The organism is Pseudomonas allokribbensis, assembly GCF_014863605.1.
Taxonomy (GTDB): domain Bacteria; phylum Pseudomonadota; class Gammaproteobacteria; order Pseudomonadales; family Pseudomonadaceae; genus Aquipseudomonas; species Aquipseudomonas allokribbensis.
In genome coordinates this window covers 3676118-3702508 of record NZ_CP062252.1, presented here as the reverse complement: position 1 = coordinate 3702508, position 26391 = coordinate 3676118, and the positions used below count along the sequence as shown (strand labels likewise).

Below are 26391 nucleotides of genomic sequence, written 5' to 3'. Positions count from 1 at the left end.
GGTCGGAAATACATCAACTAATCGCGCTGTATTGAGCGTTGTTTCAACTTTATTCTGAATATTCACTTCAGGATGAGAGTTGTTAAACATGGATGTTGAAAAGAATCGATCAAATTTGCCCGACATGACGCCAGCTCAACAGGGTGTCTTCTTTGAGTTGTATAAAAAACGGATGCCCACCTGGCTGCTTGAATCATCAGAGGCCGCGCGCAATGATCTCTATGAAAGTTTCAAGGCCAGTTTCAAATCACGCCATGCCGCGCTGGAAAAACTGCGGACGCTAAAATCCCCACAGAGCTTTTGCACACCCCTTCTGGCCAAGGCCATGGCTGAGAAAATGGGCGAGCCCTTCGAAGTCGATGGGGCGATTTTTCAGCATGTACGCTCAACGTCAAGTCTGTTGGGGCTGCGAAAGAAACTGGTGTTGCCGATCGATCGCGATCTGTTGACGGCCGCCTGTGAAAATTTCGAGTTGTCTGAAACCCTGGCCAGCAGCTATCACGAGAGCTCTTTGCTCTACATTCCACAGAAAGTAACGGGGCGGTCCAACCAGGTTTTGCCGATACAGCCCCATGAGTTCGCCAGACTTTGCCGATACCTGGATCTTGGCAAGCAATACCAGAAACATGTGGAAGGTTTTTTTGGTAGCGACACTCAACTCGCCAGTTTGCAGGAAACATCTGTCGCTTATTCCAGGGATCAATTCGATGTTGATCGGCATATCGCCTACATGCGTGGTCACATAAGCGCCGATGTTTACCGGATGCTCAAGTCGGTCAAGAACTCGGAGTCCTCGATCAAACTGGGCAAAAACACGCTCGGCTATCAAAGTCTTGAAATGCTCGGTGTGCAACTTCGAGGCGCCATGTTCATCGGCCTGATCGACGAGCCAGAGGAAGACGATTACCGTTGTGTGATCTATATGCCGGGCGATCCTGATCATCCATTGAAAGAGTATGCGTCGTTCCAGAAATTCGAGCTTGAGCTGAGCGGGCGTTTACGCAATTCCGAGTTCCGACGTTTTTTCATGCGATTTCTTCCGATGCAAGATCGCTCGCTTTTCCTGACCGGACTGAGTGTGCGGTTGTTGAATGCCAGGCCGAACCAGTTTCCCATTAGTTCGACCTATCTGCCGCTGACAGGCATCGATCTTGAAGGTGACGCAAAACGGGATCTGTTTCTGGCCATCTTCCAGCACCGCGCGGCGCAGGTGCGGGCCGACACTCGTCTGTTGGTGGTGCCCACCGACGATGAGGATGAGAAAACCCGCCTGGCCAGGCTCGACACCTACAAAGCCATCGGACTGAATACGCTGTTGTTTTTTGTCTCCTTTGTGCCGGTGCTCGGTGAAGTCCTGTGCGCCGTTGCCGGGCTGCAATTGCTCGGCGAGATTTACGAGGGCATCGACAGCTGGGCTCACGGCGATCAGGAGCGTGCCGCCGATTGTCTGTTTGACACCCTTGAGAACCTGATCCTCATGGCGAGCTTCGCCGCCGGCGGTGTGGCCACCGGCGAGGCCTATAGACTCGTACGCTCGTCGAGTTTCATGCAGGGGTTGCGGCGCGTCCCGGTTGGCGCGATGTCGCATCGACTTTGGAATCCGGACATGACGGCTTACCGTCATCGTGAATCCTTGCCGAGCAACCTTGCTGCCGACGCACAAGGGTTGGTCTGGCGCGCAGACAAGCGCTATTTGCCGCTGGGGCCCGATGCGTACGCGGTGCGTCCGGTAACCGGCACCGGCTTGTGGGAGGTGCATGACCCGCAGTTGCCCGAACGCTATTCTCCTTTACTTGAGACCAACGGTGCGGGCGCCTGGCGTCACGATTCCGAGTTGCCTCACGAATGGAGCTCGTTGACCCTGTTCCGTCGTTTGGGGTTCCGGGAAGAGAAGGTTTCAGATACTCGTGCGCTGCAAATCATCGCGGCCAGTGGCATCGATGAGGCGGTTATGCGGCAGCTGTTTGTCGAGCGCGGCAAGCCGATGGCGGCGCTGTCGGATTCTGTAAGGCGTTTTCGCGCAGATACCGACGTCGGGTTGTTCATGGAGCAGATGGCTTTACCGGCGTCTGCCCCCATGGCAGACGCCGATCTGCAGTTGTATTTGCTGACGGGGGCAGGTCGTTGGCCACGAGACATGGCAATTATTGTGGAGGACGTCACCGGCGACGAAGTGGCGCGCTATGGCGCAGGCAATGCGGCCCGTCAGGTGAAAATCAGTGAGGACGTGCTGAGCAAGGGACTGTTCCATAGACCACTGTTGGCAGCGCTCAATGACAGTGAACGTTTGCGTTTGCTGGGTTCGGTTACCGTGGAGCAGAAAAACCAGACGGCGCTACTGGCCAGTCACATTGCCGCGCTGGCACCGCGCATGCGCATGGCGATGATGGATCGGCTGTTCCGGCGAGCCGACATTTGCGAACTTTCCAGAAACGAGCCGATCGTCAAGGCATTTCCGGGGCTTTCAGCCAGTGTTGTCGACGAACTGGTGCAACATGCCGATGCGCGCGAGTGGGAGCAGCTGGAATCCGACACTGTACCGCTGCGCCTGGCCGAAGAGGCGCGGCGCTATCAGCAGATCCAGCGTCTGAACCGGGCCTATGAGGGGTTGTACCTGGACGCGGCCTGCGGGCGCGATCCCGACATGCTGATACTCGACACGTTGACCCATTTGCCCGGCTGGCCTGGCGATGTGTTTGTCGAAATTCTGGATTGGGGTGTGTATGCCGATCAGCGGGCAACCATCGGCCCGAGCGACGCCGCGCACAAAGTGCTGATCGAAGCCTACGCCGAGCGCTATCAGGGCCAGGACACGCGTCACACGGTCATCTCCAGTCAGCCGACGCGCACCCGGGCGAATTTTTTCCAGACGTTGTGGGAAAGCTTGCCGGCCCACAGTCGCAAGGCCATCGGGGTCGACAAGGACATCGACGGCACTGGCTTGCGGCAGAAAATCACTGTTTCGGCACTGCAGCGGCGCGAGGCATTCGCCAAGGTGTTGGGAATTGAACCGGTGAGCGCCGATTACCGTTCACCCATGGGCCTGGCGGATCGTCGGATCGAGCAAGCCTTCGTCCAGCAGTCGGCTCCTTCGAGTTCTGCATCGGGAACATCTCCCGTGCTCATACGTCGGGCGCAGGAGCTGTATCCGGCCCAATCCCCCGCGCAGCTCAAACGTTTCCTGACCTCGCTGGGCACCGACGAAGTCTTGGTCATCAGATCGCTGGAGCGGCTGCGCGAGCAATACCGGACGATGGTCGAAACCCTGGAGCGCTGGATTCACCGCGATACGTATTATCAGGAAGAGGAGGGGCCGAGAATCAAGGTGCCTACCCATAGCAAGGCTCGGGCAATGCAAGCCATTTTGCGCGCCTGGCGCAAGGAAACCCGCCACTCCGTGCACTCGGGTCATCCGACCTACCGTCTGACATTCGATGCAGCGCCGCTGGGGGAAATGCCGACCCTCGTTGGTGATTTTGCCCACATCACCGCTTTGGAGATGAGTGGCGTTGGCGCCAGTGCGGGGTTGAACACATTTTTGCGTAACTTTTCCGGATTGCGGGTGCTGAATCTGTCAGGGAACGGGTTGACGCGCATTCCTCTTGCGATCGGCGATATGCCGGCGCTGACCGGGCTGGATCTGAGCAATAACCGCATTCGCCTGACCGAGCGATCGATGCAGGAACTGGGTGGCAAGCAGCATTTGCGCACGCTGGACCTTGGGTTCAACTCGACTTTGGGGCGGACGCCTGATGTCAGTACGATGCGCAGTTTGCGCCATCTGAACCTGCGTGACACCGGCATCAGCGAATGGCCCGGGAACACCGATGGGCTCGCGCATCTGGAGTCTCTCGATTTGCGCAACAACAAGATCGTCGATATCCCGTCGTCCGTGTTCACCTCCCGCGCGGTACTGAACCGGGGCACCACGATCGATGGCAACCCGCTGTCGGCGGCAAGCCTCAAAGACATCGCTGCGTACCAACAGTCACAAGGTATAAGCCTCGGCGTGCTCATCACCGAGTACACCCACACCGTACGATTGGCGGGTGATCGTGAGGGGGCCGGGTGGGTCAACGGCCTGCCGGCGGTGGAGATCGGCCGGGCGAAGCAGGTGCTGTCATCGCTGTCGGCTGCCCCGGACTCCCGGGATTTTTTTGAAGTGCTCATGCAACTGCGTGAAACGGCCGATTACTCCCGAACCCGCGAACAGCTCGGGCAGCGGGTGTGGAATGTGCTGGAGGCAGCCTGCGAGAATGATTCGTTGCGTCGGGCGCTGTTTCGCATGGCCCGGTCAGGTTGGGTCAGTGCCCCCAATGTTGCGGGGCTGTTCAGCGATCTGGAGGTCAGGGTTCTGTGTTATCGGGCAGCGGCAGCGGCCCGTACCGGTACACAGACACTTGAAGGCGACCTGGTCCGTCTGTTGCGCGGATTGTTCCGTTTGCAGCAGGTGGAAAAGCAAGCGTTGCTCGATATTGCGCGGCGTTCCCGCTCAGGGACCTTCACTCAACGTCAGGCGCTGGATGTCAGCCTGATTTACCGGGTGAGACTGGCACAGCGCCTGGCGTTGCCAGCACAACCCACAGAGCTGAATATGCCTCTGGATACCGAGATGACTGACGCGCAGATCGATCACGCGTATCTGGAGGTCGTCAGGGCCGAGCAGACGGTGCTACTGACTGAGTCGGTCAGCAGGCAGGAGTTCTGGGCGGAGTATTTGCTGACGACACGTCAGGATGCATTTACCAGCGTTTTCGATCGCAGTGCGCAAGCGTTTTCGCGATTGGAGGCACAGGTCGGGTTGTCTCGTGAGGCCGCCAGTCAGCAAATGACGACGATCTTCGACAACTTCAGAAATGAAAGCCTGGAACTGCGAAAACAACTGACCAGCGCGGCACTGGCGAGGCATCCGGGGCTGACTTTGCCGGTTACACCGGGGCCCAACAGGTTAGGAACGAGAGAGGGATAAGCAGAGCCCCCGAGCCCGCGCAGGCGGGCTTGGGGTACACGGTCAGCGGCGACGGAACAGCGGCAGCGGTTCGTCAGTGGCGGCCTGGTAGGTCACCGAGAAGTCCTTGAGGCTTTCCAGGGCGTCGTACGGGTCTTTGTCCGCGCGCAGGGCGAAGGCATCGAAACCGCAACGACGCATGTAGAACAACTGGTCGCGCAGCACGTCGCCAATCGCCCGCAGTTCGCCTTTGAAACCGTAGCGGTCACGCAGCAGACGGGCGTTGGAGTAGTTGCGGCCATCGGTGAAGGCCGGGAAGTTCAAGGCAATTACCTGGAACTCATTCACGTCGTCACCGATTTCCTCGGCTTCTTCGTCGGCGTCCAGCCACACACCCAGACCGCCATCGCGAGCCTTGAGCATGCGGCTGTGTTCACGCCACAGCTGCAGCGGGACGATCAGGTCGTCGCAGTTGCTGATCTCGTCAATGTTGAAATCCTTGGGCAGCAGGTGCCAGGTTTCGTCGACGACCTCGTTGTTCTTAATGATTCGCTGCATAGACGCGTTCCTTGAAGAGGTCGATGCCAATACGCTGGTAGGTGTCGATGAAGCGCTCGTCTTCGGTACGTTGCTCCACGTAAACGTCGATCAGCTTGGAGATCACATCCGGCATGTCGTCCTGGGCAAACGACGGGCCGAGGATCTTGCCCAGGCTGGCGTCACGGCTGGCGCTGCCGCCGAGCGAGACCTGGTAGAACTCTTCACCTTTCTTGTCCACGCCAAGAATGCCGATGTGGCCGACGTGGTGGTGACCGCAGGCGTTCATGCAGCCGGAGATGTTCAGGTCCAGCTCACCGATGTCGAACAGGTAGTCCAGGTCGTCGAAACGGCGCTGGATCGATTCGGCGATCGGGATCGACTTGGCGTTGGCCAGGGAGCAGAAATCACCGCCAGGGCAGCAGATGATGTCGGTCAGCAGGCCGATGTTCGGCGTAGCGAAACCACCTTCACGCAGTTCGCCCCACAGGGTGAACAACTGGCTCTGTTCGACATCGGCCAGAATGATGTTCTGCTCGTGGGAGGTGCGCAGTTGACCGAAGCTGTAGCGGTCGGCGAGATCGGCGACGGCGTCGAGCTGCTTGTCGGTGATGTCGCCCGGTGCAACGCCGGTCGGCTTCAGGGACAGCGTTACGGCTACATAGCCCGGCTTCTTGTGTGCCAGGGTATTGCGGGTGCGCCAGCGGGCGAAACCCGGGTGTTCCTTGTCGAGGGCGGCCAGTTCGGCGTCTTGATTGCTCAGCGCCTTGTAGTCCGGGTCGACGAAGTGTTTGGCGACACGATGCAGTTCGGCTTCGGTCAGCGTTGTCTGGCCGCCGCGCAGGTGTTCCATTTCGGCATCGACTTTTTGGGCGAAGACTTCTGGAGTCAGCGCTTTGACGAGGATCTTGATCCGCGCCTTGTATTTGTTGTCGCGACGGCCGTAGCGGTTGTAGACCCGCAGGATCGCGTCGAGGTAGCTCAACAGGTCCTGCCACGGCAGGAACTCGTTGATGAAGGCACCCACCACCGGAGTACGACCCAGACCGCCGCCGACCAGCACGCGGAAACCGAGTTCGCCAGCGGCGTTGTGGACCGGCTCAAGGCCGATGTCGTGGACTTCGATGGCCGCGCGGTCGGAGGTCGAACCGTTGACGGCGATCTTGAATTTGCGTGGCAGGTAGGCGAATTCCGGGTGGAACGTGGTCCACTGACGAACGATTTCGCACCACGGACGCGGATCGATCAACTCGTCGAACGCAACACCGGCGAACTGGTCGGTGGTGACGTTGCGCAGGCAGTTGCCGCTGGTCTGGATCGCATGCATCTGCACGGTGGCAAGTTCGGCGAGGATGTCCGGGATGTCTTCGAGTGCCGGCCAGTTGAACTGTACGTTCTGGCGGGTACTGATGTGGGCGTAGCCCTTGTCGTAGTCACGGGCAATCTTCGCCATCATGCGCATCTGACGCGAGGTCAGTTGGCCGTAAGGCACCGCCACCCGCAACATCGGCGCGAAACGCTGGATGTACAGGCCATTCTGCAGGCGCAGGGGGCGGAATTCTTCTTCGCTCAGCTCACCTGCCAGATAGCGTCGGGTCTGATCACGGAACTGCTTGACGCGGTCCTCGATGATCCGCTGATCGTACTCGTCGTATACGTACATATAAGTCCTGTTCTCAGGCTTTGGGCTACTCGGAAAACGCTGCGTTTTCGCTTGCTGGAGTCCGATGGTGCCTCTGCAATTACGCGCGCACGGCCGCGCACTCCCTAATGGAGCCGGGGCAATATACCCGTTTGCAGTTATGCGCAAAAGTGATGTTTGAGTATATGGAAAGAACCAAAACGACTAACGAGAATCACTGTTAACTAACCCACATTTGTCGTGCGGACAATCATCGTCTTAACTGTGGTCGAGTCTTTCTGCAATCACCGATAAAACCGACAAGAGGCGATGCAATGAGCAACCCAACCAAGGCAAGGAAAAGCGATAGCAGTGTCGATGCGTGGGCCATTCTGTTCCTGATCATTCTGGTCGTTGGAACAGCGGTGTTCTGGGTCAGTCATCAGTAAAACGACCCCTCCGGGCCCGCTTCCGACGATTGTCGGACAAAAAGCGGGATCAGGCGCTAATGGCCGGCGATTGAATGGCTATAATGCGCGGCCATTTTTCCCCGGGCCCGGATGCTTCATGTTCAAGTTTCTCCACATCAGTCTGCTTTTGCTGGGCATGGCCTTCGGGACCAGTGCGCGGGCGGAGTCCGTGCTGTTTCTGAATCCGGGCTCGACCCAGGAAGCGTTCTGGGTCAGTTACTCGCAATTCATGCAGGCCGCCGCTCGGGATCTTGGAATCGACCTGCACATCCTCTATGCCCAACGCCAGCCCGAACTGACCCTGGCGCAGGCGCGACTGGCGTTGCAGGGGCCTGATCGCCCGGATTATCTGGTGTTCGTCAATGAACAGTACGTCGCGCCGCAGATTCTGCGCATGGCCAATGACAGTGGCGTGAAGCTCTTTATCGTCAATTCGGCACTGACGCCCAACCAGCAGGCGCTGGTGGCAGAGCGCGCGGATCGTATCGGTAGTCTGGTGCCCAACGATGAGGAGGGTGGTTACCTGATGATGAAGGAGCTGATTCGCCTGCATCCACCCGTGGCCCCCGGTGAAAACATCGATCTGCTGGCGTTTTCCGGCCTGAAGATCACGCCCTCGGCGCAACTGCGCGAAAAGGGCATGCAGCGGGCGCTGGCCGAGCATCCTCAGGTACGTTTGCGGCAACTGGTCTACGGCGGCTGGACGCAACAACGTGCCTACGAGCAGGCGAAGCAATTGTTGGTCCGATATCCAAAAGTGTCATTGGTGTGGGCGGCCAACGATGAAATGGCCTTCGGTGCGATGCGCGCCGTTTCAGAGGCCGGCAAAGTACCGGGCAAGGACGTGTTGTTCAGCGCGGTCAATACCTCGCCCGAAGCTTTGCAAGCCATGGTTGACGGTCGCCTGAGCGCGTTGCTCGGCGGGCATTTCACCCTCGGTGGCTGGGCGCTTGTCGAACTGCATGATCACGCGCAAGGCGTCGATCTGAATCAGTACGGCGGTCGTGACCGGCAGATTCCATTGTTGCAACTGATCGACAGAGATCATGCCCGCCGAATGCTGGCCATGGGCACTTCGCCGGACTACGGCGTGCATTTTCGCAAGCTCTCGGCGAAGGGCCGTCCGGTTTCGTATCGCTATCCGTTCAACCTGCAAACCCTGATGCACTGACGCCGGTCACGCGCCTGCCAGATGCACCACCAGTTGCACGATGCCAAACAGCGTCAGGGCGAACACCGCCGTGAACGCAATGCCCAGGAAGATGAAGTGGCTGGGCTTTCCATGGGTGAAGTCCCTTGCCCGGTTCTTGCCGCTCTGCACCCCGAACGCCGCCGCCATGACGCTTTGCAGCATCTGCCAGAAGGTCGGTGGCTTGTTGTCGACTGGATCGTCCATAAATCCCTCGTCTGCCGTGTGTGTCAGACAAGCATAGCCAACCCTTTCCGGGGTGCAGAAATACCTGTGGGAGCCAATAGGCTCCCACAGGGTGTCGGGTGAAGCTGGATTGGTTGTCGTAACTTAGTTGTCGTAACCCAGGTTCGGCGCCAGCCAACGCTCGGTCAGGCTCAGTTCCTGGCCTTTGCGCGAGGTGTAGCTCTGCACCTGATCCTTGTCGACCTTGCCCACGGCGAAGTACTGCGCCTGCGGATGCGCGAAATACCAGCCGCTGACCGCTGCCGCCGGGAACATCGCGTAGTGCTCGGTGAGGAACACACCGCTGCGGCCGGCGCGCATTTCCTGGGCCTCAGGGTCGAGCAGGGCGAACAGCGTGGCCTTCTCGGTGTGATCCGGGCACGCCGGGTAGCCCGGGGCAGGGCGGATGCCGGAATACTGCTCTTTGATCAACGCCTCGTTGTCGAGAACTTCATCCTTGGCATAACCCCAGTGCTCTTTACGCACCTGCTGGTGCAGCCATTCGGCACAGGCTTCGGCCAGACGGTCGGCCAACGCCTTGACCATGATCGAGTTGTAGTCGTCGCCAGCGTCCTGATAGGCCTTGGCCACTTCTTCGGCGCCGATCCCGGCGGTGGTGATGAAGCCACCGACGTAGTCGGTCACTTCGCTGTCCTTCGGCGCGACGAAGTCGGCGAGCGAGAAGTTCGGCTTGCCGTCGGTCTTGATGATCTGCTGGCGCAGGTGATGCAGGCGCGCCATCGGCTTGCCGTCATCGCCGTACAGCTCGATATCGTCGTCATGCACCTGATTGGCCGGCCAGAAGCCGAACACCGCACGGGCGCTGATCAGCTTCTCGTCGATCAGCTTGGTCAGCATTTCGCGGGCGTCCTTGTACAGCGAGGTCGCGGCCTCACCGACCACTTCGTCTTCGAGGATGCGCGGGAACTTGCCGGCCAGATCCCAGGAGATGAAGAACGGCGTCCAGTCGATGTACTCGGCCAGGACGTTGAGGTCGATGTTGTCCAGCACGCGGCTGCCGGTGAACGTCGGTTTGACCGGGGTGTAAGTGGCCCAGTCGAACTGCGGTTTTTTCGCGATCGAGGCCGCGTAGCTCAGGCGTTCGGTGCGGGCGCTGCGGTTGGCGGTGCGCTCGCGGACTTCGACGTACTCTTCGCGGGTCTTCTCGACGAAACCGGCCTTCAGCTCCTTGGACAGCAACTGCGTCGCCACGCCCACGGCGCGGGAGGCGTCGGTGACGTAGACCACCGCGTCGTTGCTGTACTTCGGCTCGATCTTCACCGCCGTATGTGCCTTGGAGGTGGTCGCGCCGCCGATCATCAGCGGCAGGTGGAAGTCCTGGCGCTGCATCTCGCGGGCCACGTGGACCATTTCATCCAGCGACGGGGTGATCAGGCCGGACAGGCCGATGATGTCGCACTTCTGTTCCTTGGCCACTTGCAGGATCTTCTCGGCTGGTACCATCACGCCGAGGTCGACGATGTCGTAGCCGTTGCAACCCAGTACCACGCCGACAATGTTCTTGCCGATGTCATGCACGTCACCTTTTACGGTGGCCATGAGGATCTTGCCCTTGGCTTCCGGCTTGTCGCCTTTTTCCAGTTCGATGAACGGGATCAGGTGGGCCACGGCCTGCTTCATCACGCGGGCGGACTTAACCACCTGCGGCAGGAACATTTTGCCGGCGCCGAACAGGTCGCCGACGATGTTCATGCCGGACATCAGCGGGCCTTCGATCACTTCGATCGGACGGGCGAAGGACTGACGGGACTCTTCGGTGTCTTCGACGATGTGGGTGGTGATGCCCTTGACCAGTGCATGTTCCAGACGCTTGTTGACGTCCCAGCTGCGCCACTCTTCGGTCTCGGCTTCCTTGACGCTGCCGTCGCCCTTGTACTTGTCGGCGATCGCGAGGAGGGCGTCGGTGCCTTCCGGTGTGCGGTTGAGGATCACGTCTTCAACGGCGTCACGCAGTTCCTGCGGGATCTGGTCGTAGATTTCCAGCTGACCGGCGTTGACGATACCCATGGTCAGGCCGGCGCGGATCGCGTACAGCAGGAACACCGAGTGAATCGCCTCGCGCACCGGGTTGTTGCCACGGAACGAGAACGATACGTTGGACACGCCGCCGGAAGTCAGTGCGTACGGCAGTTCGTCACGGATGTAGGCACAGGCGTTGATGAAGTCCACAGCGTAGTTGTTGTGTTCTTCGATACCGGTGGCCACGGCGAAGATGTTCGGGTCGAAGATGATGTCTTCCGGCGGGAAGCCGACTTCGTTGACCAGAATGTCGTAGGAGCGTTTGCAGATTTCTTTCTTGCGCGCTTCGGTGTCGGCCTGGCCGGCTTCGTCGAACGCCATCACCACCACGGCAGCGCCGTAGCGTTTGCACAGTTTGGCGTGGTGGATGAACTGCTCGACGCCTTCTTTCATGCTGATCGAGTTTACGATGCCCTTGCCCTGAATGCACTTCAGGCCCGCTTCGATCACGTCCCATTTCGAGGAGTCGATCATGATCGGTACGCGGGAGATGTCCGGCTCGCCGGCAATCAGATTGAGGAAGGTCACCATGGCCTTCTTCGAATCGAGCATCCCTTCGTCCATGTTGATGTCGATCACCTGGGCGCCGGCCTCGACCTGCTGCAGGGCGACTTCCAGGGCTTCGGTGTAGTTGTCTTCACGGATCAGACGGGCGAATTTTGCGGAACCGGTGATGTTGGTCCGCTCGCCGACGTTGACGAACAGCGAGCTGCGATCGATGGTGAACGGCTCCAGACCCGACAGGCGGCAAGCCTTGGGAATGTCCGGAATCTGCCGTGGCGCGTAACCGGCGACGGCTTTGGCGATGGCTTCGATGTGCCCCGGGGTGGTGCCGCAGCAACCGCCGACGATGTTGAGGAAACCGCTCTGGGCGAACTCTTCGATGACTTTGGCGGTGTCCACCGGCAACTCGTCGTACTCGCCGAATTCGTTCGGCAGGCCGGCGTTCGGGTGCGCCGAAACGTGGGTGCTGGCCTTGTCCGACAGCTCTTCCAGGTACGGACGCAGTTCACGGGCGCCGAGTGCGCAGTTCAGACCGACCGAAATCGGCTTGGCGTGGGCCACGGAGTTCCAGAATGCTTCGGTGGTCTGGCCCGACAGGGTACGACCGGAGGCGTCGGTGATGGTGCCGGAAATCATGATCGGCAGTTCGATGTGCAACTCTTCGAACACGCCTTGCACGGCGAAGATCGCAGCCTTGGCGTTGAGGGTGTCGAAGATGGTTTCGATCAGGATCAGGTCGGCGCCGCCCTCGATCAGGCCTTTGGTGGCTTCGGTGTAGTTTTCCACCAGCTCATCGAAGGTGACGTTGCGATAGCCCGGGTTGTTGACGTCCGGCGACAGCGAGCAGGTGCGGCTGGTCGGGCCGAGCACGCCGGCGACGAAGCGCGGCTTGTCCGGGTTCTCGGCGGTCTTGGCGTCGGCGACCTTGCGCGCCAGTCGTGCGCCTTCTACGTTGAGTTCGTAGGCCAGTTCTTCCATGCCGTAATCGGCCATGGAAATGCGGGTGGCGTTGAAGGTGTTGGTTTCCAGGATGTCGGCGCCGGCATCCAGGTAGGCTTTCTCGATGCCGCCGATCACGTCGGGACGGGTAATGACCAGCAGGTCGTTGTTGCCCTTGACGTCGCTCGGCCAGTCGGCGAAACGCTTGCCGCGATAATCCTGCTCTTCGAGCTTGTAGCTCTGGATCATCGTGCCCATACCGCCATCGAGTATCAGGATGCGCTCTTTGAGGGCTTGCTTGAGAGCTTGAAGGCGGACGCTGCGATCGGACATTGGGACTACTCGAAAAAGACCATGACGAAGGAGCGGGATCATAACAAACCTGTGCGGATTTAGAGCATGCGGCACTTTTGCATGAATATCGCTCATGTTGGCACGGGCGTCATAACGGTAGAATCGCGGCGTTTTTATTCAGGATCAGGATCAAGGATATGTCGTACCGCGTCGTCAGCATGGTGTTGCTGTTTTTGAGCTTTGGCGCGGCGGCGCAAAGTCCTGCGATCTCGCCTTCGATTTCTTACACCCGCGATATCCAGCCGATCTTCACCGAGAAGTGCGTGGCCTGCCATGCGTGCTACGACTCCGCCTGCCAGTTGAACCTGGGCAGTGGTGAAGGCGCGGCCCGTGGCGCGAGCAAGATGCCGGTCTACGACGGCGAACGCACTCAGGCAGCGCCGACCACGCGGCTGTTCTACGACGCTTTTGGCAAACGTGCCTGGCAGCAGAAAGACTTCTATTCGGTACTCGACGCCCAGGGCAGTCAGGCGGCACTGATGGCGCGCATGCTGGAATTGGGGCACAAAACGCCACTGACACCCAACGCCAAATTGCCGGAGGACATCGTCCTCGGCCTGCAACGGGAAAACATGTGCGCGATGTCGGCCGAGTTCGACGGCTATGCCGGCGCCCACCCGAAAGAGGGCATGCCGCTGGCGGTCACCGGCCTGACCAACCAGCAATATCAGACGTTGCAGCGCTGGCTGGCGTCCGGCGCGCCAATCGACGAGCAGGGCCTGGCGCCGAGCGCCAAGGAAGCGCTGCAGATCGTGCAGTGGGAAAACCTGCTCAACCAGCCTGGCGCGCGGGAGAGTCTGGTCGGGCGCTGGCTGTATGAGCACTGGTTCCTGGCGCACATCTATTTCAAGGACGGCGAGCCGGGGCATTTCTTCCAGTGGGTGCGTTCGCGCACGCCGACCGGCCAGCCGATCGACCTGATTGCCACCCGTCGCCCGAACGATGATCCGGGCACCCAGGTGTATTACCGCCTGTGGCCGGTGCAGGGCGTGATCGTGCACAAGACCCACATCACTTATCCGCTGAGTGCGGCGAAGATGGCGCGGGTCAAAAGCCTGTTCTACAACGGCAACTGGCAGGTGCATGCGCTGCCGGGTTACGGGCCACAGAGCCGGGCCAACCCGTTTGCGACCTTCGAGGCGATTCCGGCGCAGGCGCGTTATCAGTTCATGCTCGATAACGCCGAATACTTCGTGCGCACGTTCATTCGCGGCCCGGTATGCCGTGGCCAGATCGCAACTGACGTGATTCGCGATAATTTCTGGGCGCTGTTCCAGGCGCCGGAACATGACCTGTACATCACCGATCCGAACTATCGCGGCCAGGCCACGCCGTTGCTGGCCATGCCGGGGCAGAACGACGATGTCGGCAGCGTCCTGAGCCTGTGGCACGACTATCGCAACAAGCGAAACAAGTACGAAGCCTTGCGCCGTGACAGTTACGCCGACCAACCGGCGCCGAGCTGGTCGACCCTGTGGGCGGGCAACGACAATGCGCTGTTGAGCATCTTCCGCCACTTCGACAGCGCGTCGGTGACCAAAGGCCTGATCGGCGAAGTGCCGCAGACCATGTGGCTGTTCGACTATCCGTTGCTGGAGCGCACCTATTACCAGTTGGCGGTGAATTTCGATGTGTTCGGCAACGTCTCCCATCAGGCGCAGACCCGACTGTACTTCGACCTGATCCGCAATGGCGCCGAGCAGAATTTTCTGCGTCTGATGCCGGCCGATTCCCGCGAGGACTACCTCGACGATTGGTATCAGAGCAGCGGCCAGTTCAAGATGTGGCTGGACTACGAGTCCATCGACGACGACAAGCCAACGGCACTGAAACTCGACGGAAAAGACCCGAAACATGACTTCGCCATGCAGTTGCTCGCCCGTTACGGCGACCTCAACGCACGGCCCGATCCGATCAATCGCTGCGTGGATGCCTACTGCTCGCGGCCGAACATCGACCCGGCGCTGCAAAACGCCGAACAGGCGCTGAGCCGTCTGACGGCGCGTCCTGCGGCGGGGCTGAAAGTGATCGATCAGTTGCCGGAAGCGACCATGCTGCGCATCGAAACTGCCAGCGGCAAACGCGAGGTCTACAGCCTGCTGCGCAACCGCGCCCACAGCAACGTGGCGTTCCTGCTGGGTGAGTCACTGCGCTATCAGCCGGGCCTCGACACCCTGACCATTTATCCGGGCGTGCTCAGCAGCTACCCGAACTTCATGTTCAACATCCCGGCGGATCAGGTGCCGGCGTTTGTCGATGCCATGGAAAGCGCGAAGGATGCGCCGCAGTTCGAGAAGATCGTCGAACGTTGGGGTATTCGCCGCAGCCATCCACAGTTCTGGTTCTACTTCCACGATCTGAGCCAGTACATCCATGAAACCGACCCGGTGGAAGAGGGCGTGCTGGATATGAACCGGTACGAGAATCTTTGATCGGTTTGATCGATGGCAGCTGTCCCAATCCTGTGTAGCACGGGATCGGGAGCGCCATCGATGTTGCAGATTTTCTTCGAGTCGGTGTATCTGATGTACGTGCTGGTGCTGTCGGGCAGGCGGTTATCTGGCCCGACGCTATGGGATCAACCCGTATTTGATGTTATTTGTCTGTGCGCTGGCCATCGGAGACGCTTCATGGCTGAGCTGCGAATGGGTAGAGAAACGCAGCTATCCGAGGCTTAAAGCCCGGATTGACGGCGAACCTGGCGCTTGGCCGATTTGCGAACTATTCCTACGTAAATACTAGGACTTTGTGCCGCGCGCCGATTGGCGTAAACTCCGCCTCAAGCCTGCGAGGAGTTTCCATGACCGCTATTACCATTACCGACGCCGCCCATGATTACCTGGCCGATCTGCTTTCCAAGCAGAACACCCCGGGTATCGGCATCCGCGTCTTCATCACCCAGCCTGGCACCCAGTACGCCGAAACCTGCATTGCCTATTGCAAGCCGGGCGAAGAGAAACCTGAAGACACAGCGCTGGGGCTGAAAAGCTTCACCGCCTACATCGACTCGTTCAGCGAAGCGTTCCTCGACGATGCTGTCGTCGACTACGCCACCGACCGCATGGGCGGCCAGCTGACCATCAAGGCACCGAACGCCAAAGTACCGATGGTCAACGCCGACAGCCCGGTCAACGAGCGCATCAACTATTACCTGCAAACCGAAATCAACCCGGGGCTGGCCAGCCACGGCGGTCAGGTCAGCCTGATCGATGTGGTTGAAGACGGCATTGCCGTGCTGCAGTTCGGCGGCGGTTGCCAGGGCTGCGGCCAGGCGGACGTAACCCTGAAGGAAGGCATCGAGCGCACCTTGCTCGAGCGCATTCCGGAGCTCAAGGGCGTTCGCGACGTGACCGACCACACGCAGAAAGAAAACGCCTACTACTAAGGCGTTCGCTGCGGCATAAAAAAAACGGCGCCCCGTGAGCGCCGTTTTTTTATGGTCGATACAAATGCGCATGCCCCGCGCGATACAGCGACGATTCGCTGAAATGATCGCTGCCCAACACCCGCCCGACCAGAATCAGTGCCGTACGCCGAAACCCCTTGGCGGCTACTTTCGCGGCAATATCCTCCAGCGTCCCGATCACCCAGTCCTGATCCGGCCACGTCGCCCGGTGGATCACCGCGATCGGGCAGTCTGCACCATAGTGCGGCAGCAGTTCGGCGAGGATTTTCTCCAGATGATTGACCCCCAAATGAATCGCCATGGTCGCCCCGTGCTGCGCGAGGTTACCCAGTTCTTCCCCGGCGGGCATCGCGGTCTTGTCCGCGTAACGGGTCAGGATCACGCTTTGCGAGATGTCCGGCAAAGTGAGTTCGGCGCCCAACAACGCCGCGCAGGCAGCAGTGGCGGTTACGCCGGGGACAATCTCGAACGGGATGTCCAGCTCGCGCAGATAACGGATCTGCTCGCCGATGGCGCCATACAGGCTCGGATCGCCCGAATGCACCCGCGCCACGTCCAGGCCCTTGGCGTTGGCGGTCTTGATCAGATCGATGATCTGTTCCAGATGCAGTTCGGCGCTGTTGACCACGGTTTCAGCCGAATGACCGTCCAGCACCGCCGCCGGCACCAGCGAACCTGCATAGATGATCACCGGGCAGCTGCGAATCAGTCGCTGACCTTTGACAGTGATCAATTCCGGGTCGCCGGGGCCGGCGCCGATGAAGTAAACGGTCATCGTTGGATCCTGTGAAAGTAGGGCAGGTCGAGGCTTCAAGAGCAGTTCAGATGAAGAATGCTCATGATCGAAAGCGGGGATTATCGGGAATTTACGCCGCGCCGGCCAATGCCAGGGTTGCCTGGGCGTATTTTTGTCTGGAAATCAGCAGTTTTGCCGGGGCCTGGATCAGTTGTTCGGCAAGCGCCAGTGCGGCGCTTTCCGCCACGCCGTAGCAACCGGTGCGTTCGAAAGCGATCTGCGAATGGTGACTCAGGCGTTGCTGATAACTGGCCAGTTCTTCGCTGCTGAAATACAGCAGCGGCAGCGCCAGTTGTGCCGCCAGTTCCTGCAGGCCGGGTTCGTCGCGTTTCAGGTCGATACTGGCCAGGGCCTTGACCGCTTCGAGTTCGATGCGATGCGCCTGCAGGGCCTGGTCGAGCAAGGCGCGCAGCGTACTGGCCGGGCAGCCGCGCTGGCAGCCCAGGCCGACCACAAAGGTCGGCACTGCGCTGTCATCGGTCATGCGTGGTATTGACCATCGCTTTTGCGGCGGAACAACCAGGCGCTGATCAGGCCCAGAGCCAGCCAGAACGCCACGTTGGTCAACTGCGAAGCGATTTTAAATTGAGCTTCCAGTGCTTCCGGCGCGAGCATCGAGTGCACTTCCGGTTGCGGGGCGCCGATCACGTGTGGCACAGCGAGAATCGCCACGCCGAGGATCTTGAGCAACCAGTTGCCACCGAACGCGATCAACGCCAGGCCGACAGCGGTCGACGCGGCGGTGCCGATCCACCACATCTGGCGCGACGCCAGGTCTGCAGCGGCGGTGCCCGGCAGCTCAGGCGGCAGGCCCAGTGTCGGTGCGAGTACGAAAGTCGCATAACCGGCCAGACCCCAGAGCAGGCCTTGCGATGTCTTGGTCGGCGCACGCAGGGTGTACAGACCGGCCAGCATCAGGGCGAAACCCACGGCCACGACCAGATTGCCACCGGTAGTGGACACAACGCGCTGCCAGCCGTCTTCCGGCTCCCAGGCTTCGGCATCGTGGGTATGGGCGGCGGTGCCGGCGGCGTGTTCGTGAACGGCGGCAACCGGCTCGGCTTTCTCGAAGGTCTCTGCCTGAAGAATCAGCGGCGACACCCAGAAGCTTTGCAGCAACGTCAGGAGCAGGGCGGCCAGAAGGCCGGTGAAACCTGCGGTCTGCGCAATACGCTTGATCATGTCGTCGGGTCTCAGTGGCACGGGAACGCGGCGCTGTGGCGGGTATCGTGAGCGGCGTTGTGAACCGCTTCGATGTGCGAGAAACCGGCGAAATAGACCAGGCTGGCACCCAGGATCGACGCGAAGATCGCAGCGGTCAGGCGTTGGCTCAGGGTGGTGGTGCTGGAGATTTTGTCCGTGTTGCTGCCGGTGCTGCTGATGATCGACATGGCGCTTCCCTCTGGAGTGTCAGCGGGTGAACGGTGCGCATGAAAACCCCTGCGAGTCGGGCACGCAGAGGTTCGAACAGCGCCCGCCCACCGCGGGTTTGTTATGTTCAGTGACGCAAGATGCGTACTGTGTGTTGCGGGCCGGTCTCCGGGCTCACGAGGGGTGGCTGTCTGCCGACCTGCAAGCGTCACCTTCCCATGCCTGGGGGCACAGTGGATCTGACGCTTCGCTCGCTTACCGTTGCGGGGGCAGCACCGGACTGACATGGCTTTAGAGTAAAGCACATGATTCACCGGTTTCCCGTTTCACCCTTTGCAGGGCACCCGTAACAAGTTGTGTAGGAGACCATGGGCTGGGGTTTTTAGTCAATTGAATGGGTGGGGTGGGTTTGGATAGGGGGGGCATATCCGTTGCTTCGGGTGCTGCCGCTGGCGGTTTCGCTCTTACAGCGAGTCACTTTTGACAAACGCCCGGAATGCCGGCCCAGCCAAAAGTAACCAAAAGGTCTTGGCCCCGGCGTACGGCACTTCGCTTAGGCTCAGTGTTCCCTCGCTACGGTGTCCATCAGGGGGCATCGCCTCCGGTTTGCTTCGCTGCACCTCCTCTCGATGTATGCGGCTTCGCCGCACGGCGCTGCGCGCCTACCCCCTGATGAACACCTCCGCTCGGCCTGCCGAAGGGGCAAAAAATCAAAAGCCAGAGCCAGAGCAAAAGCCAGATCAAAAGCCCCTCACCACGATGAGCGTTAGCTCAAGTACCGCTTTTGATCGCAAGGTCCGTCGGTAGGCTGAGTGGAGGGATTGATCCGGGGGTGGGAGCGCAGCGACCGTTTGGCGAAGCCAAACACATCGAGAGGAGGTGCAGCGAAGCAAACCGTAGGCGATGCGCCCGGATCGATCCCGGAGCGAAGGAACCCGAGCGACAGCGAGGGCCGTACGTCAGGGCGCAGACTTTTTGGTTACTTTTGAGGCGTTTGTCAAAAGTGACCCGCCGTAAGGGCGGAACCCTAAGTGGCCATAACCGCAGCAACGGATATGCCCCCAATCCAAACATTGACCGGTCAACACACGATGCGTAGCCTTGCGCTTTCGAGGTTCTTCGGCCCACGCCGAAGCTAAGAAGGGAACGCGGTCCAAGCCGCGGCTGCCCCCGCAACTGTGAACGGTGCTGTTCGCTGCCACGCCACTGCCAACTCAATCCAGAGCCAGCGGGAAGGCGCAGCGAATACCGGGCCCAAGGCCTGAACACCGTCAGCCAGGAGACCTGCCTCGTCACAGATTCTCACTTTCAACCGGGCGGGGTGATCCGGTGGCGAACTCTCCAGGCACGCACTTGCGTTGCCGGTCTCGTCCCGTATGCCCGCCACCTTGCCAAAGGGCATCCGATGAAAACACTGGCCAAACTCCCCGTCACCATCGTCACCGGTTTCCTCGGCTCGGGTAAAACCACCTTGCTGCGGCACATGCTCGACAACGCTCAGGGCCGTCGTATCGCGGTGATCGTCAACGAGTTTGGCGAGCTGGGCATCGACGGTGAAATCCTCAAGCAGTGCACCATCGGCTGCACCGAAGAAGAAGCCACCGGCCGCGTCTACGAACTGGCCAACGGCTGCCTGTGCTGCACGGTTCAGGAAGAGTTCTTCCCGGTGATGCGCGAACTGGTGGCCCGTCGCGGCGACCTCGACCACATCCTGATCGAAACTTCGGGCCTGGCTCTGCCAAAACCGCTGGTGCAAGCCTTCCAGTGGCCGGAAATCCGTAGTGCCTGCACCGTTGACGCGGTGATCACCGTGGTCGACAGCCCGGCCGTGGCCGCCGGCACCTTCGCCGCGTTCCCGGATCAGGTTGACGCCCAGCGCAAACTCGACCCGAACCTGGACCACGAATCGCCGCTGCACGAACTGTTCGCCGACCAACTGGCCAGCGCCGACCTGGTAATCCTCAACAAGGCCGACCAGACCAGCCCTGAAGACCTCGCTCGCGTACGCCTGGAAGTCGCCGAAGAGCTGCCGCCAGCGGTGAAAATCATCGAAGCCAGCAACGGTCGCCTGCCGCTGGACGTGCTGATCGGTCTCGGTGCCGGTTCCGAAGAGCACATCGACAGCCGCCACAGCCATCACGATCACCACCACGGTGAAGGCGATGATGATCATGACGACCACGATCACGATGCTTTCGATTCGATCTCCATCGAACTGCCGCAAGCCGACGAAAGCTTGTTGCTCGATGCGCTGACGCAACTGGTGGTTCAGCATGGCATCCTGCGGGTCAAAGGCTTCGCGGCGATCCCGAACAAGCCGATGCGTCTGCTGATCCAGGGCGTGGGTACGCGTTTCGACAAGCACTTCGACCGTCAGTGGGGCGCCGATGAGGCACGTGTGACGCGTCTGGTGTTGATCGGCCAGGAACTGGACGCGGCCAAGCTCGAAGCGCAATTGCGCGCCGCGCTCAGCGTTTAAGCCATGCACCTGCTCAGGACCCAGCCCGGCGGTTTCGTGTCGGATGACAACATTGCCGACCTAGGACAAACCCCCGCCGAGCTGGTGATCCTGTGCAGCGGCGACTCCAGCCTTGCGCTGCTCGCCGAAGCCGCGCAGCAGCTGCCCGAAGATTACCCGAGCGTGCGGCTGGCCAACCCGATGCAGGTGCAGAACCATGCGTCGGTCGACCTGTACGTCGATGAAGTGCTGCGTCATGCCAAGGTCATTCTGATTTCGCTGCATGGCGGCATCGCTTATTGGCGTTATGGCGTCGAGCGGCTGGTCGAGTTGTCCGAACGCGGTGTGCAGGTGATTCTGGTGCCGGGCGATGACCGTCCCGACCCGGAACTCAGCGACTTGAGCACCGTTGTCGCCGAGGATCGTGACCGGCTCTGGCAGTTTCTTCGTCAGGGCGGCATGGGCAATGCGCTGGACTTCTTCCGCTGTCTGGCCAATCGCTGGCTGGCGCGGGATTACGTGTGGGGCGAGCCGCAAACGCTGCCGCGCACGGCGATTTACCACCCAAACAAAAACACCGCCGCACTGAGCGACTGGCAAGCCGATTGGCTGCCCGGTCAACCGGTCGCGGCGGTGTTGTTTTACCGCTCGCATTTGCAAGCGGCCAACACGGCGTTTATCGACGTGTTCTGCCAACGGTTGCAGGCTGCCGGACTCAATCCGCTGCCGATCGCCGTGGCCAGTTTGAAAGAGACCGGTTGCCTGTCGGTGGTCGAGGACTGGCTGGATGAGGTCGAGGCCTCGGTGATTCTGAACACCACCGGTTTCGCCCAGTCCAGCCCGGAAGCGCCGCATCTGCGGCCGTTCCGTCGCAACATTCCGGTGATACAGGCGATCTGCGCCCAGGACAACGAGCCAGGTTGGCGTGACAGCGAGCAGGGCCTCGGCCCTCGGGATCTGGCGATGCACATCGCATTGCCGGAGCTGGACGGTAGGATTATCAGCCGACCGATCAGCTTCAAGGATCTGGCGTGGCGCAGCGAGCGCAGTCAGTCCGATGTCGTGTGTTATCGGGCCCAACCCGAGCGCATGGATTTTGTGGCCGAACTGGCGCGGCGCTGGGTCGATCTGGCGCGGGTGCCGAACGCTGAAAAGCGTATCGCCCTGATCCTTGCCAACTACCCGACCCGTGACGGGCGCATCGGCAACGGCGTCGGCCTCGACACGCCGGCTGCCGCGCTGAATATCCTGCGGGCGTTGCAGGCCGAAGGTTATCCGCTGCCGGCCGAACTGCCGGACAGCGGCACCGAGCTGATCCAGCAATTGCTCGGCGGCGTCAGCAATGACCTCGATACGCTCGATCAGCGCCCGTGCCAGCAAAGCCTGGCGATGAACGATTACCTGACGATGTTCAATGCACTGCCCGAAGCCAATCGCGCGGCGGTGCTGGAACGTTGGGGTTCGCCGCAACACGATCCGATGTGCCGTGACGGGCGGATGATGATCGCCGGCTTGCGGTTTGGCCTGACCTTCGTCGGCATTCAACCGGCGCGGGGATATCAGGTCGACCCGAGCGCGGTGTATCACGATCCGGATCTGGTGCCGCCGCACGCGTACCTCGCGTTCTATTTCTGGCTGCGCCAGACCTACGGCGCTCACGGCGTGATCCATGTCGGCAAGCACGGCAATCTCGAATGGTTGCCCGGCAAAGGCGTGGGTCTGTCGGAGAACTGCTGGCCGGACGCGCTGCTCGGGCCACTGCCGAATGTCTATCCGTTCATCGTCAACGACCCGGGAGAGGGCGCCCAGGCCAAGCGTCGCACCCAGGCCGTGATCATCGACCATTTGATGCCGCCGCTGACCCGCGCCGAAACTTACGGCCCGTTGCGCAATCTCGAATTGCTGGCCGACGAATATTACGAAGCGCAATTGCTCGATCCGCGCCGCGCCCGTGAATTGCAGCGCGACATTCTGCAACTGGTGCGTGACACGCAGATCGATCGCGAACTGCAACTCGACGAAGCCCTCGACAGCGACGCTGACGCGGCGATCTGGCTGCCGCGTCTGGACACTTATCTGTGTGATCTGAAGGAGTCGCAGATCCGCGATGGTCTGCACATTTTCGGTGAGTCGCCGAGCGGACGGCTGCGCATCGACACCTTGCTGGCGCTGCTGCGGATTCCCCGTGGCGATGGCAAAGGTGCTCAGTCGAGCCTGTTGCGGGCATTGGCCAAGGCGTTTCAACTGGGTTTCGATCCGCTGGATTGCGTGCTTGCTGAGCCCTGGGCTGGCCCGCGTCCAAAGGAACTAATGTCGGTCAGCGATGAAGTCTGGCGTACGGCGGGGGATACCCGTGAACGCCTTGAGCTGTTCGCGGCGCAATTGATCGAGCAGTCACTGGCGGGTGATGTGGCGCAACTGGACGCTTCTGGCTGGTCAGATGTGCAGGCGATCGTCAGTGCCCTGCGCGAAGTGATCGCCCCACGTCTGGACGCCTGCGGCCCGGCCGAAATGCGCGGTCTGCTCGACGCTCTGAGCGGTCGCTTTGTCCCGGCCGGCCCAAGCGGTGCACCGAGTCGCGGTCGCCTCGATGTATTGCCCACCGGGCGCAATTTCTATTCGGTGGACGTGCGCAACCTGCCGACCACCACCGCGTGGCGGATCGGTTTCCAGTCCGCAACCCTGATTCTCGAACGACACCTGCAGGATCACGGCGACCATCTACGCCAGCTCGGTTTGTCGGTCTGGGGCACGGCGACCATGCGCACCGGCGGTGACGACATCGCCCAGGCCATGGCGCTGATGGGCGTGCGTCCGGTATGGGCGACAGGCAGTCAGCGCGTCGATGACTTTGAGATTCTGCCGCTAAGTCTGCTCGACCGGCCTCGGGTCGATGTCACGCTGCGAGTCTCCGGATTTTTCCGCGATGCGTTCGCCAATCTGATTCGTCTGTTCGATGCTGCCGTGCAAGCCGTGGCGGAGCTGGACGAACCGGACGACCTCAATCCGCTGGCCGCCAAAGTGCGTGCCGAACGTGAGGCCTTGCGGCAGTCAGGGCTGGACGAAGAGGCTGCCCGGCGTCAGGCCGGATGGCGGATTTTCGGTGCCAAACCCGGCGCTTATGGCGCGGGCGTGCAGGGCGCCATTGACGGTCGCCTGTGGCAGAGCCGCGAGGATCTGGCCGAGGTCTATCTGAACTGGGGCGCCTACGCTTACGGCGGTTCCGATGAAGGCACCGCCGCCCGCGAGCAATTCGTCCAGCGCCTGAGCCAGGTGCAGGCCGTGCTGCAAAACCAGGACAACCGCGAGCATGACTTGCTCGATTCCAACGACTACTACCAGTTCCAGGGCGGCATGCTCGCGGCCGTCGAAACCCTGCGCGGCGAAGCGGCGGCCAGTTATCACGGCGATCACAGTCAGCCGGATTTGCCGAAGATCCGCACTCTGAAAGAAGAGCTGAACCGGGTGATCCGTTCCCGGGCGGCGAATCCGAAATGGATCGACGGCGTCAAACGCCACGGCTATAAAGGCGCATTCGAACTGGCGGCAACCATCGACAACCTGTTTGCCTTCGATGCCACCACCCAACTGATCGACGATCACCAGTACGCGTTGCTGGCCGACGCCTATCTGCTGGACCCGGCGACCCGCGAGTTCGTGCGCGAGCATAATCCCCACGCGCTGCGCGACATGACCGAGCGCATGCTCGAAGCGCAGCAGCGCGGGATGTGGCAGGAGCCGGGCGCGTACCGCGAAGCGCTGGAAAACCTGTTGTTGGATATAGAAGAAGAGAGCTGAACATGACCGATACCCCACATTTTCCGCTCTCTGCGGTGGTCGGCGCCGACGATCTGAAGCTGGCGCTGTACCTGACCGCCATCGACCCGAAGATCGGCGGCGTGCTGATCGAAGGCCCACGCGGCATGGCCAAGTCGACCCTGGCCCGGGGTCTGGCGGATTTGCTGGCCAGCGGTCAGTTCGTCACCTTGCCATTGGGTGCGACTGAGGAACGGCTGGTCGGCACCCTCGATCTGGATGCGGCACTCAGCGACGGTCGCGCGCAGTTTTCTCCCGGTGTGTTGGCCAAGGCTGACGGCGGCGTACTGTATGTCGATGAAGTGAACCTGTTGCCGGATCATCTGGTGGATCTGCTGCTCGATGTGGCCGCCAGTGGCACCAACCTGATCGAGCGCGACGGCATTTCCCATCGTCATTCGGCGAAGTTCGTGCTGATCGGCACGATGAACCCGGAAGAGGGCGAATTGCGCCCGCAACTGCTCGATCGCTTTGGTCTCAACGTCGCCCTGAGCGGTCAAACGGCACCGGCCGAGCGCGGACAGATCATTCGCCGGCGACTGGATTTCGACAGCGATCCGCAGGCCTTCTGCGGGCAGTGGGAATCCGAGCAACAAGCCCTGCGTGAGCGTTGTGAAAACGCCCGCAATGCCTTGGCGAATATTCCCCTCGATGATGAAGCGTTGGCGCAGATTACCGAGCGTTGCTTTGCGGCCGGTGTCGATGGCCTGCGTGCCGATCTGGTCTGGCTGCGTGCGGCGCGGGCTCATGCGGCGTGGCGTGGCGCCGAAGGCATCGCCGAGCAGGACATCGATGCCGTGGCTGAATTTGCACTGCGTCATCGCCGCCGCGAACAGTCGCCATCCCATGCGCAGCAACCGGCGCAATCGCCGTCCGGCACCCAGACGGCGCCGAGTGAAGGGCAGGGGCAATGGGGCGAAATGCCGACGCCGGCCCTTGTCACCGGCACGCGTCGCGAAGTACCTGTCTGGCCAAAAAAGCCTTAGGCATTCGCCCCCGATCCGACGAGGGGGCGAATGCCAGACCCCGCGCCGGACACCTCGATAGCGGTCGCCAGGGCAAACGTCACGCCGCTCGCAGTGGTTCGGTGAACTGGCCGGGAACATTGCTCAATGGCCGCCCGAAAGTACGCGCGGATCTGCTGTTTCAACTACGCACCCGCACCCCTCATGAACTGTGGCTGGTGATCGTCGACGCCTCGGCCTCGACCCGTCGTCATCAAGCGTTGAGCGACGCCAAGGGTGTGCTCGCGCAATTGTTCGATGACGCTTACCGACAACGGGCGCGTCTCGCCTTGCTGACCGCCAGTGGCGCAGCGCCGAAATGGCAGGTGCAGGGTTTGAAAGCTTCCAGCGGATTGCGTGTGTGGCTCGAGGATTTGGGCGCGGGCGGTGGCACGCCATTGCTGGCGGCGCTGACTGAGGCTGAACACTGGCTGACCGTGCGTCGCAAGCGATTCCCCGCCGAGCAACAGCGTCTGTTGGTGCTCACCGATGGACGCTTGAAAGAATGGTCAGGGTTGCCGGTGCTGGCTTGTCCGGGCCTGCTGATCGATATCGAACGCGGGCCGATCCGGTTGGGCCGGGCCAGGCAGTTGGCGACTGCACTGGAAGCGGATTACCGTCATATTGACGATCTATTGACGATCTATTGACGATCTATTGACGATCTATTGTCGATCTGAGGTCTATGCTGCAACCAGCCCATCTCACAAGGA

At 60.8% G+C, this 26391-nt stretch carries 16 protein-coding genes, 1 pseudogene and 2 riboswitches; of the genes and pseudogenes, 9 read left to right on the top strand and 8 right to left on the bottom strand.

Annotated features, from left to right (window positions below; all coding sequences use genetic code 11):
- Positions 1-88 precede the first annotated feature (88 nt).
- Positions 89-4969 carry a dermonecrotic toxin domain-containing protein gene (locus IF199_RS16775; RefSeq protein WP_192558154.1) on the top strand — a complete coding sequence of 1627 codons (4881 nt, stop codon included), beginning with the start codon at positions 89-91 and terminating at the stop codon, positions 4967-4969.
- A 42-nt stretch (positions 4970-5011) separates the two neighbouring features.
- On the opposite strand, the gene IF199_RS16770 is transcribed toward IF199_RS16775, so the two are convergent.
- Positions 5012-5506 (bottom strand): DUF934 domain-containing protein, encoded by a 495-nt coding sequence (locus tag IF199_RS16770; RefSeq protein WP_096819964.1) that lies wholly within the window; start codon positions 5504-5506, stop codon positions 5012-5014.
- The gene (locus tag IF199_RS16765; protein WP_096819963.1) at positions 5490-7148 is read right to left on the bottom strand and encodes a nitrite/sulfite reductase; all 1659 of its coding nucleotides are present in this window, start codon (positions 7146-7148) and stop codon (positions 5490-5492) included. The genes IF199_RS16770 and IF199_RS16765 overlap by 17 nt, the downstream gene beginning before the upstream one ends.
- Before the next feature lie 525 nt (positions 7149-7673).
- Between IF199_RS16765 and IF199_RS16760 the strand changes: the two genes are divergently transcribed.
- A complete protein-coding gene (locus IF199_RS16760; RefSeq protein WP_192558153.1) occupies positions 7674-8747 on the top strand; it encodes an ABC transporter substrate-binding protein in 1074 nt (357 codons plus the stop codon).
- 6 nt (positions 8748-8753) lie between these two features.
- Here the strand turns inward: IF199_RS16760 and IF199_RS16755 are convergent, their stop codons facing one another.
- Both IF199_RS16755 and metH read right to left on the bottom strand, forming a co-directional pair.
- Positions 8754-8972, bottom strand: coding sequence for a DUF2970 domain-containing protein (locus IF199_RS16755; protein ID WP_096819961.1), 219 nt, complete (start codon positions 8970-8972; stop codon positions 8754-8756).
- A gap of 123 nt (positions 8973-9095) precedes the next feature.
- Complete coding sequence (gene metH, locus IF199_RS16750; protein WP_096819960.1) at positions 9096-12806, bottom strand: methionine synthase; 3711 nt, start codon at positions 12804-12806, stop codon at positions 9096-9098.
- Between the two features lie 158 nt (positions 12807-12964).
- On the opposite strand from metH, the gene IF199_RS16745 reads away from it, so the two are divergent.
- From IF199_RS16745 to nfuA, 3 genes and pseudogenes are all read left to right on the top strand, one after another.
- Positions 12965-15259: a fatty acid cis/trans isomerase gene (locus tag IF199_RS16745; protein WP_192558152.1), complete on the top strand. Its 2295-nt coding sequence runs from the start codon at positions 12965-12967 to the stop codon at positions 15257-15259.
- Between the two features lie 81 nt (positions 15260-15340).
- A pseudogene (locus tag IF199_RS30510) lies at positions 15341-15569 on the top strand (acyltransferase family protein); the annotation flags it as partial.
- Between the two features lie 58 nt (positions 15570-15627).
- Positions 15628-16212, top strand: coding sequence for a Fe-S biogenesis protein NfuA (gene nfuA, locus IF199_RS16740; protein ID WP_003225494.1), 585 nt, complete (start codon positions 15628-15630; stop codon positions 16210-16212).
- A gap of 49 nt (positions 16213-16261) precedes the next feature.
- On the opposite strand, the gene cobM is transcribed toward nfuA, so the two are convergent.
- The 4 genes from cobM to IF199_RS16720 form a co-directional block, all read right to left on the bottom strand.
- On the bottom strand, positions 16262-17008 hold the full coding sequence (cobM, locus tag IF199_RS16735; protein WP_192558151.1) for a precorrin-4 C(11)-methyltransferase: 747 nt from the start codon (positions 17006-17008) through the stop codon (positions 16262-16264).
- 91 nt (positions 17009-17099) lie between these two features.
- Positions 17100-17513 (bottom strand): cobalamin biosynthesis protein, encoded by a 414-nt coding sequence (locus IF199_RS16730; protein ID WP_102621761.1) that lies wholly within the window; start codon positions 17511-17513, stop codon positions 17100-17102.
- Positions 17510-18211: a CbtA family protein gene (locus tag IF199_RS16725; protein ID WP_192558150.1), complete on the bottom strand. Its 702-nt coding sequence runs from the start codon at positions 18209-18211 to the stop codon at positions 17510-17512. Before IF199_RS16725 ends, IF199_RS16730 begins: the two co-directional genes overlap by 4 nt.
- 11 nt (positions 18212-18222) lie before the next feature.
- Positions 18223-18420: a CbtB domain-containing protein gene (locus IF199_RS16720; RefSeq protein WP_016983301.1), complete on the bottom strand. Its 198-nt coding sequence runs from the start codon at positions 18418-18420 to the stop codon at positions 18223-18225.
- Between the two features lie 122 nt (positions 18421-18542).
- Positions 18543-18763, bottom strand: a riboswitch (cobalamin riboswitch).
- Positions 18764-19495: 732 nt separating this feature from the next.
- A riboswitch (cobalamin riboswitch) is annotated at positions 19496-19706 on the top strand.
- A gap of 99 nt (positions 19707-19805) precedes the next feature.
- Here IF199_RS16720 and cobW point away from each other — a divergent pair.
- From cobW to IF199_RS16700, 4 genes are read left to right on the top strand one after another with little or no spacing between them, the layout of a single operon-like run.
- Positions 19806-20879 (top strand): cobalamin biosynthesis protein CobW, encoded by a 1074-nt coding sequence (cobW, locus tag IF199_RS16715; RefSeq protein ID WP_096821605.1) that lies wholly within the window; start codon positions 19806-19808, stop codon positions 20877-20879.
- Between the two features lie 3 nt (positions 20880-20882).
- Positions 20883-24656, top strand: a complete 3774-nt coding sequence (gene cobN, locus IF199_RS16710; protein ID WP_192558149.1) for a cobaltochelatase subunit CobN — start codon at positions 20883-20885, stop codon at positions 24654-24656.
- 2 nt (positions 24657-24658) lie between these two features.
- Positions 24659-25660, top strand: a complete 1002-nt coding sequence (locus IF199_RS16705) for a magnesium chelatase ATPase subunit I (RefSeq protein WP_192558148.1) — start codon at positions 24659-24661, stop codon at positions 25658-25660.
- Entirely contained in the window at positions 25585-26328 is a 744-nt protein-coding gene (locus tag IF199_RS16700; RefSeq protein ID WP_192558147.1) for a vWA domain-containing protein, read from the top strand. The genes IF199_RS16705 and IF199_RS16700 overlap by 76 nt, the downstream gene beginning before the upstream one ends.
- The last annotated feature ends 63 nt before the right edge of the window (positions 26329-26391 follow it).

Coding starts and splice junctions, on each gene's coding strand:
- IF199_RS16775 (WP_192558154.1), top strand. CDS start 89: ATGGATGTTGAAAAGAATCGATCAAATTTGCCCGACATGACGCCAGCT.
- IF199_RS16770 (WP_096819964.1), bottom strand. CDS start 5,506: ATGCAGCGAATCATTAAGAACAACGAGGTCGTCGACGAAACCTGGCAC.
- IF199_RS16765 (WP_096819963.1), bottom strand. CDS start 7,148: ATGTACGTATACGACGAGTACGATCAGCGGATCATCGAGGACCGCGTC.
- IF199_RS16760 (WP_192558153.1), top strand. CDS start 7,674: ATGTTCAAGTTTCTCCACATCAGTCTGCTTTTGCTGGGCATGGCCTTC.
- IF199_RS16755 (WP_096819961.1), bottom strand. CDS start 8,972: ATGGACGATCCAGTCGACAACAAGCCACCGACCTTCTGGCAGATGCTG.
- metH (WP_096819960.1), bottom strand. CDS start 12,806: ATGTCCGATCGCAGCGTCCGCCTTCAAGCTCTCAAGCAAGCCCTCAAA.
- IF199_RS16745 (WP_192558152.1), top strand. CDS start 12,965: ATGTCGTACCGCGTCGTCAGCATGGTGTTGCTGTTTTTGAGCTTTGGC.
- nfuA (WP_003225494.1), top strand. CDS start 15,628: ATGACCGCTATTACCATTACCGACGCCGCCCATGATTACCTGGCCGAT.
- cobM (WP_192558151.1), bottom strand. CDS start 17,008: ATGACCGTTTACTTCATCGGCGCCGGCCCCGGCGACCCGGAATTGATC.
- IF199_RS16730 (WP_102621761.1), bottom strand. CDS start 17,513: ATGACCGATGACAGCGCAGTGCCGACCTTTGTGGTCGGCCTGGGCTGC.
- IF199_RS16725 (WP_192558150.1), bottom strand. CDS start 18,211: ATGATCAAGCGTATTGCGCAGACCGCAGGTTTCACCGGCCTTCTGGCC.
- IF199_RS16720 (WP_016983301.1), bottom strand. CDS start 18,420: ATGTCGATCATCAGCAGCACCGGCAGCAACACGGACAAAATCTCCAGC.
- cobW (WP_096821605.1), top strand. CDS start 19,806: ATGAAAACACTGGCCAAACTCCCCGTCACCATCGTCACCGGTTTCCTC.
- cobN (WP_192558149.1), top strand. CDS start 20,883: ATGCACCTGCTCAGGACCCAGCCCGGCGGTTTCGTGTCGGATGACAAC.
- IF199_RS16705 (WP_192558148.1), top strand. CDS start 24,659: ATGACCGATACCCCACATTTTCCGCTCTCTGCGGTGGTCGGCGCCGAC.
- IF199_RS16700 (WP_192558147.1), top strand. CDS start 25,585: ATGGGGCGAAATGCCGACGCCGGCCCTTGTCACCGGCACGCGTCGCGA.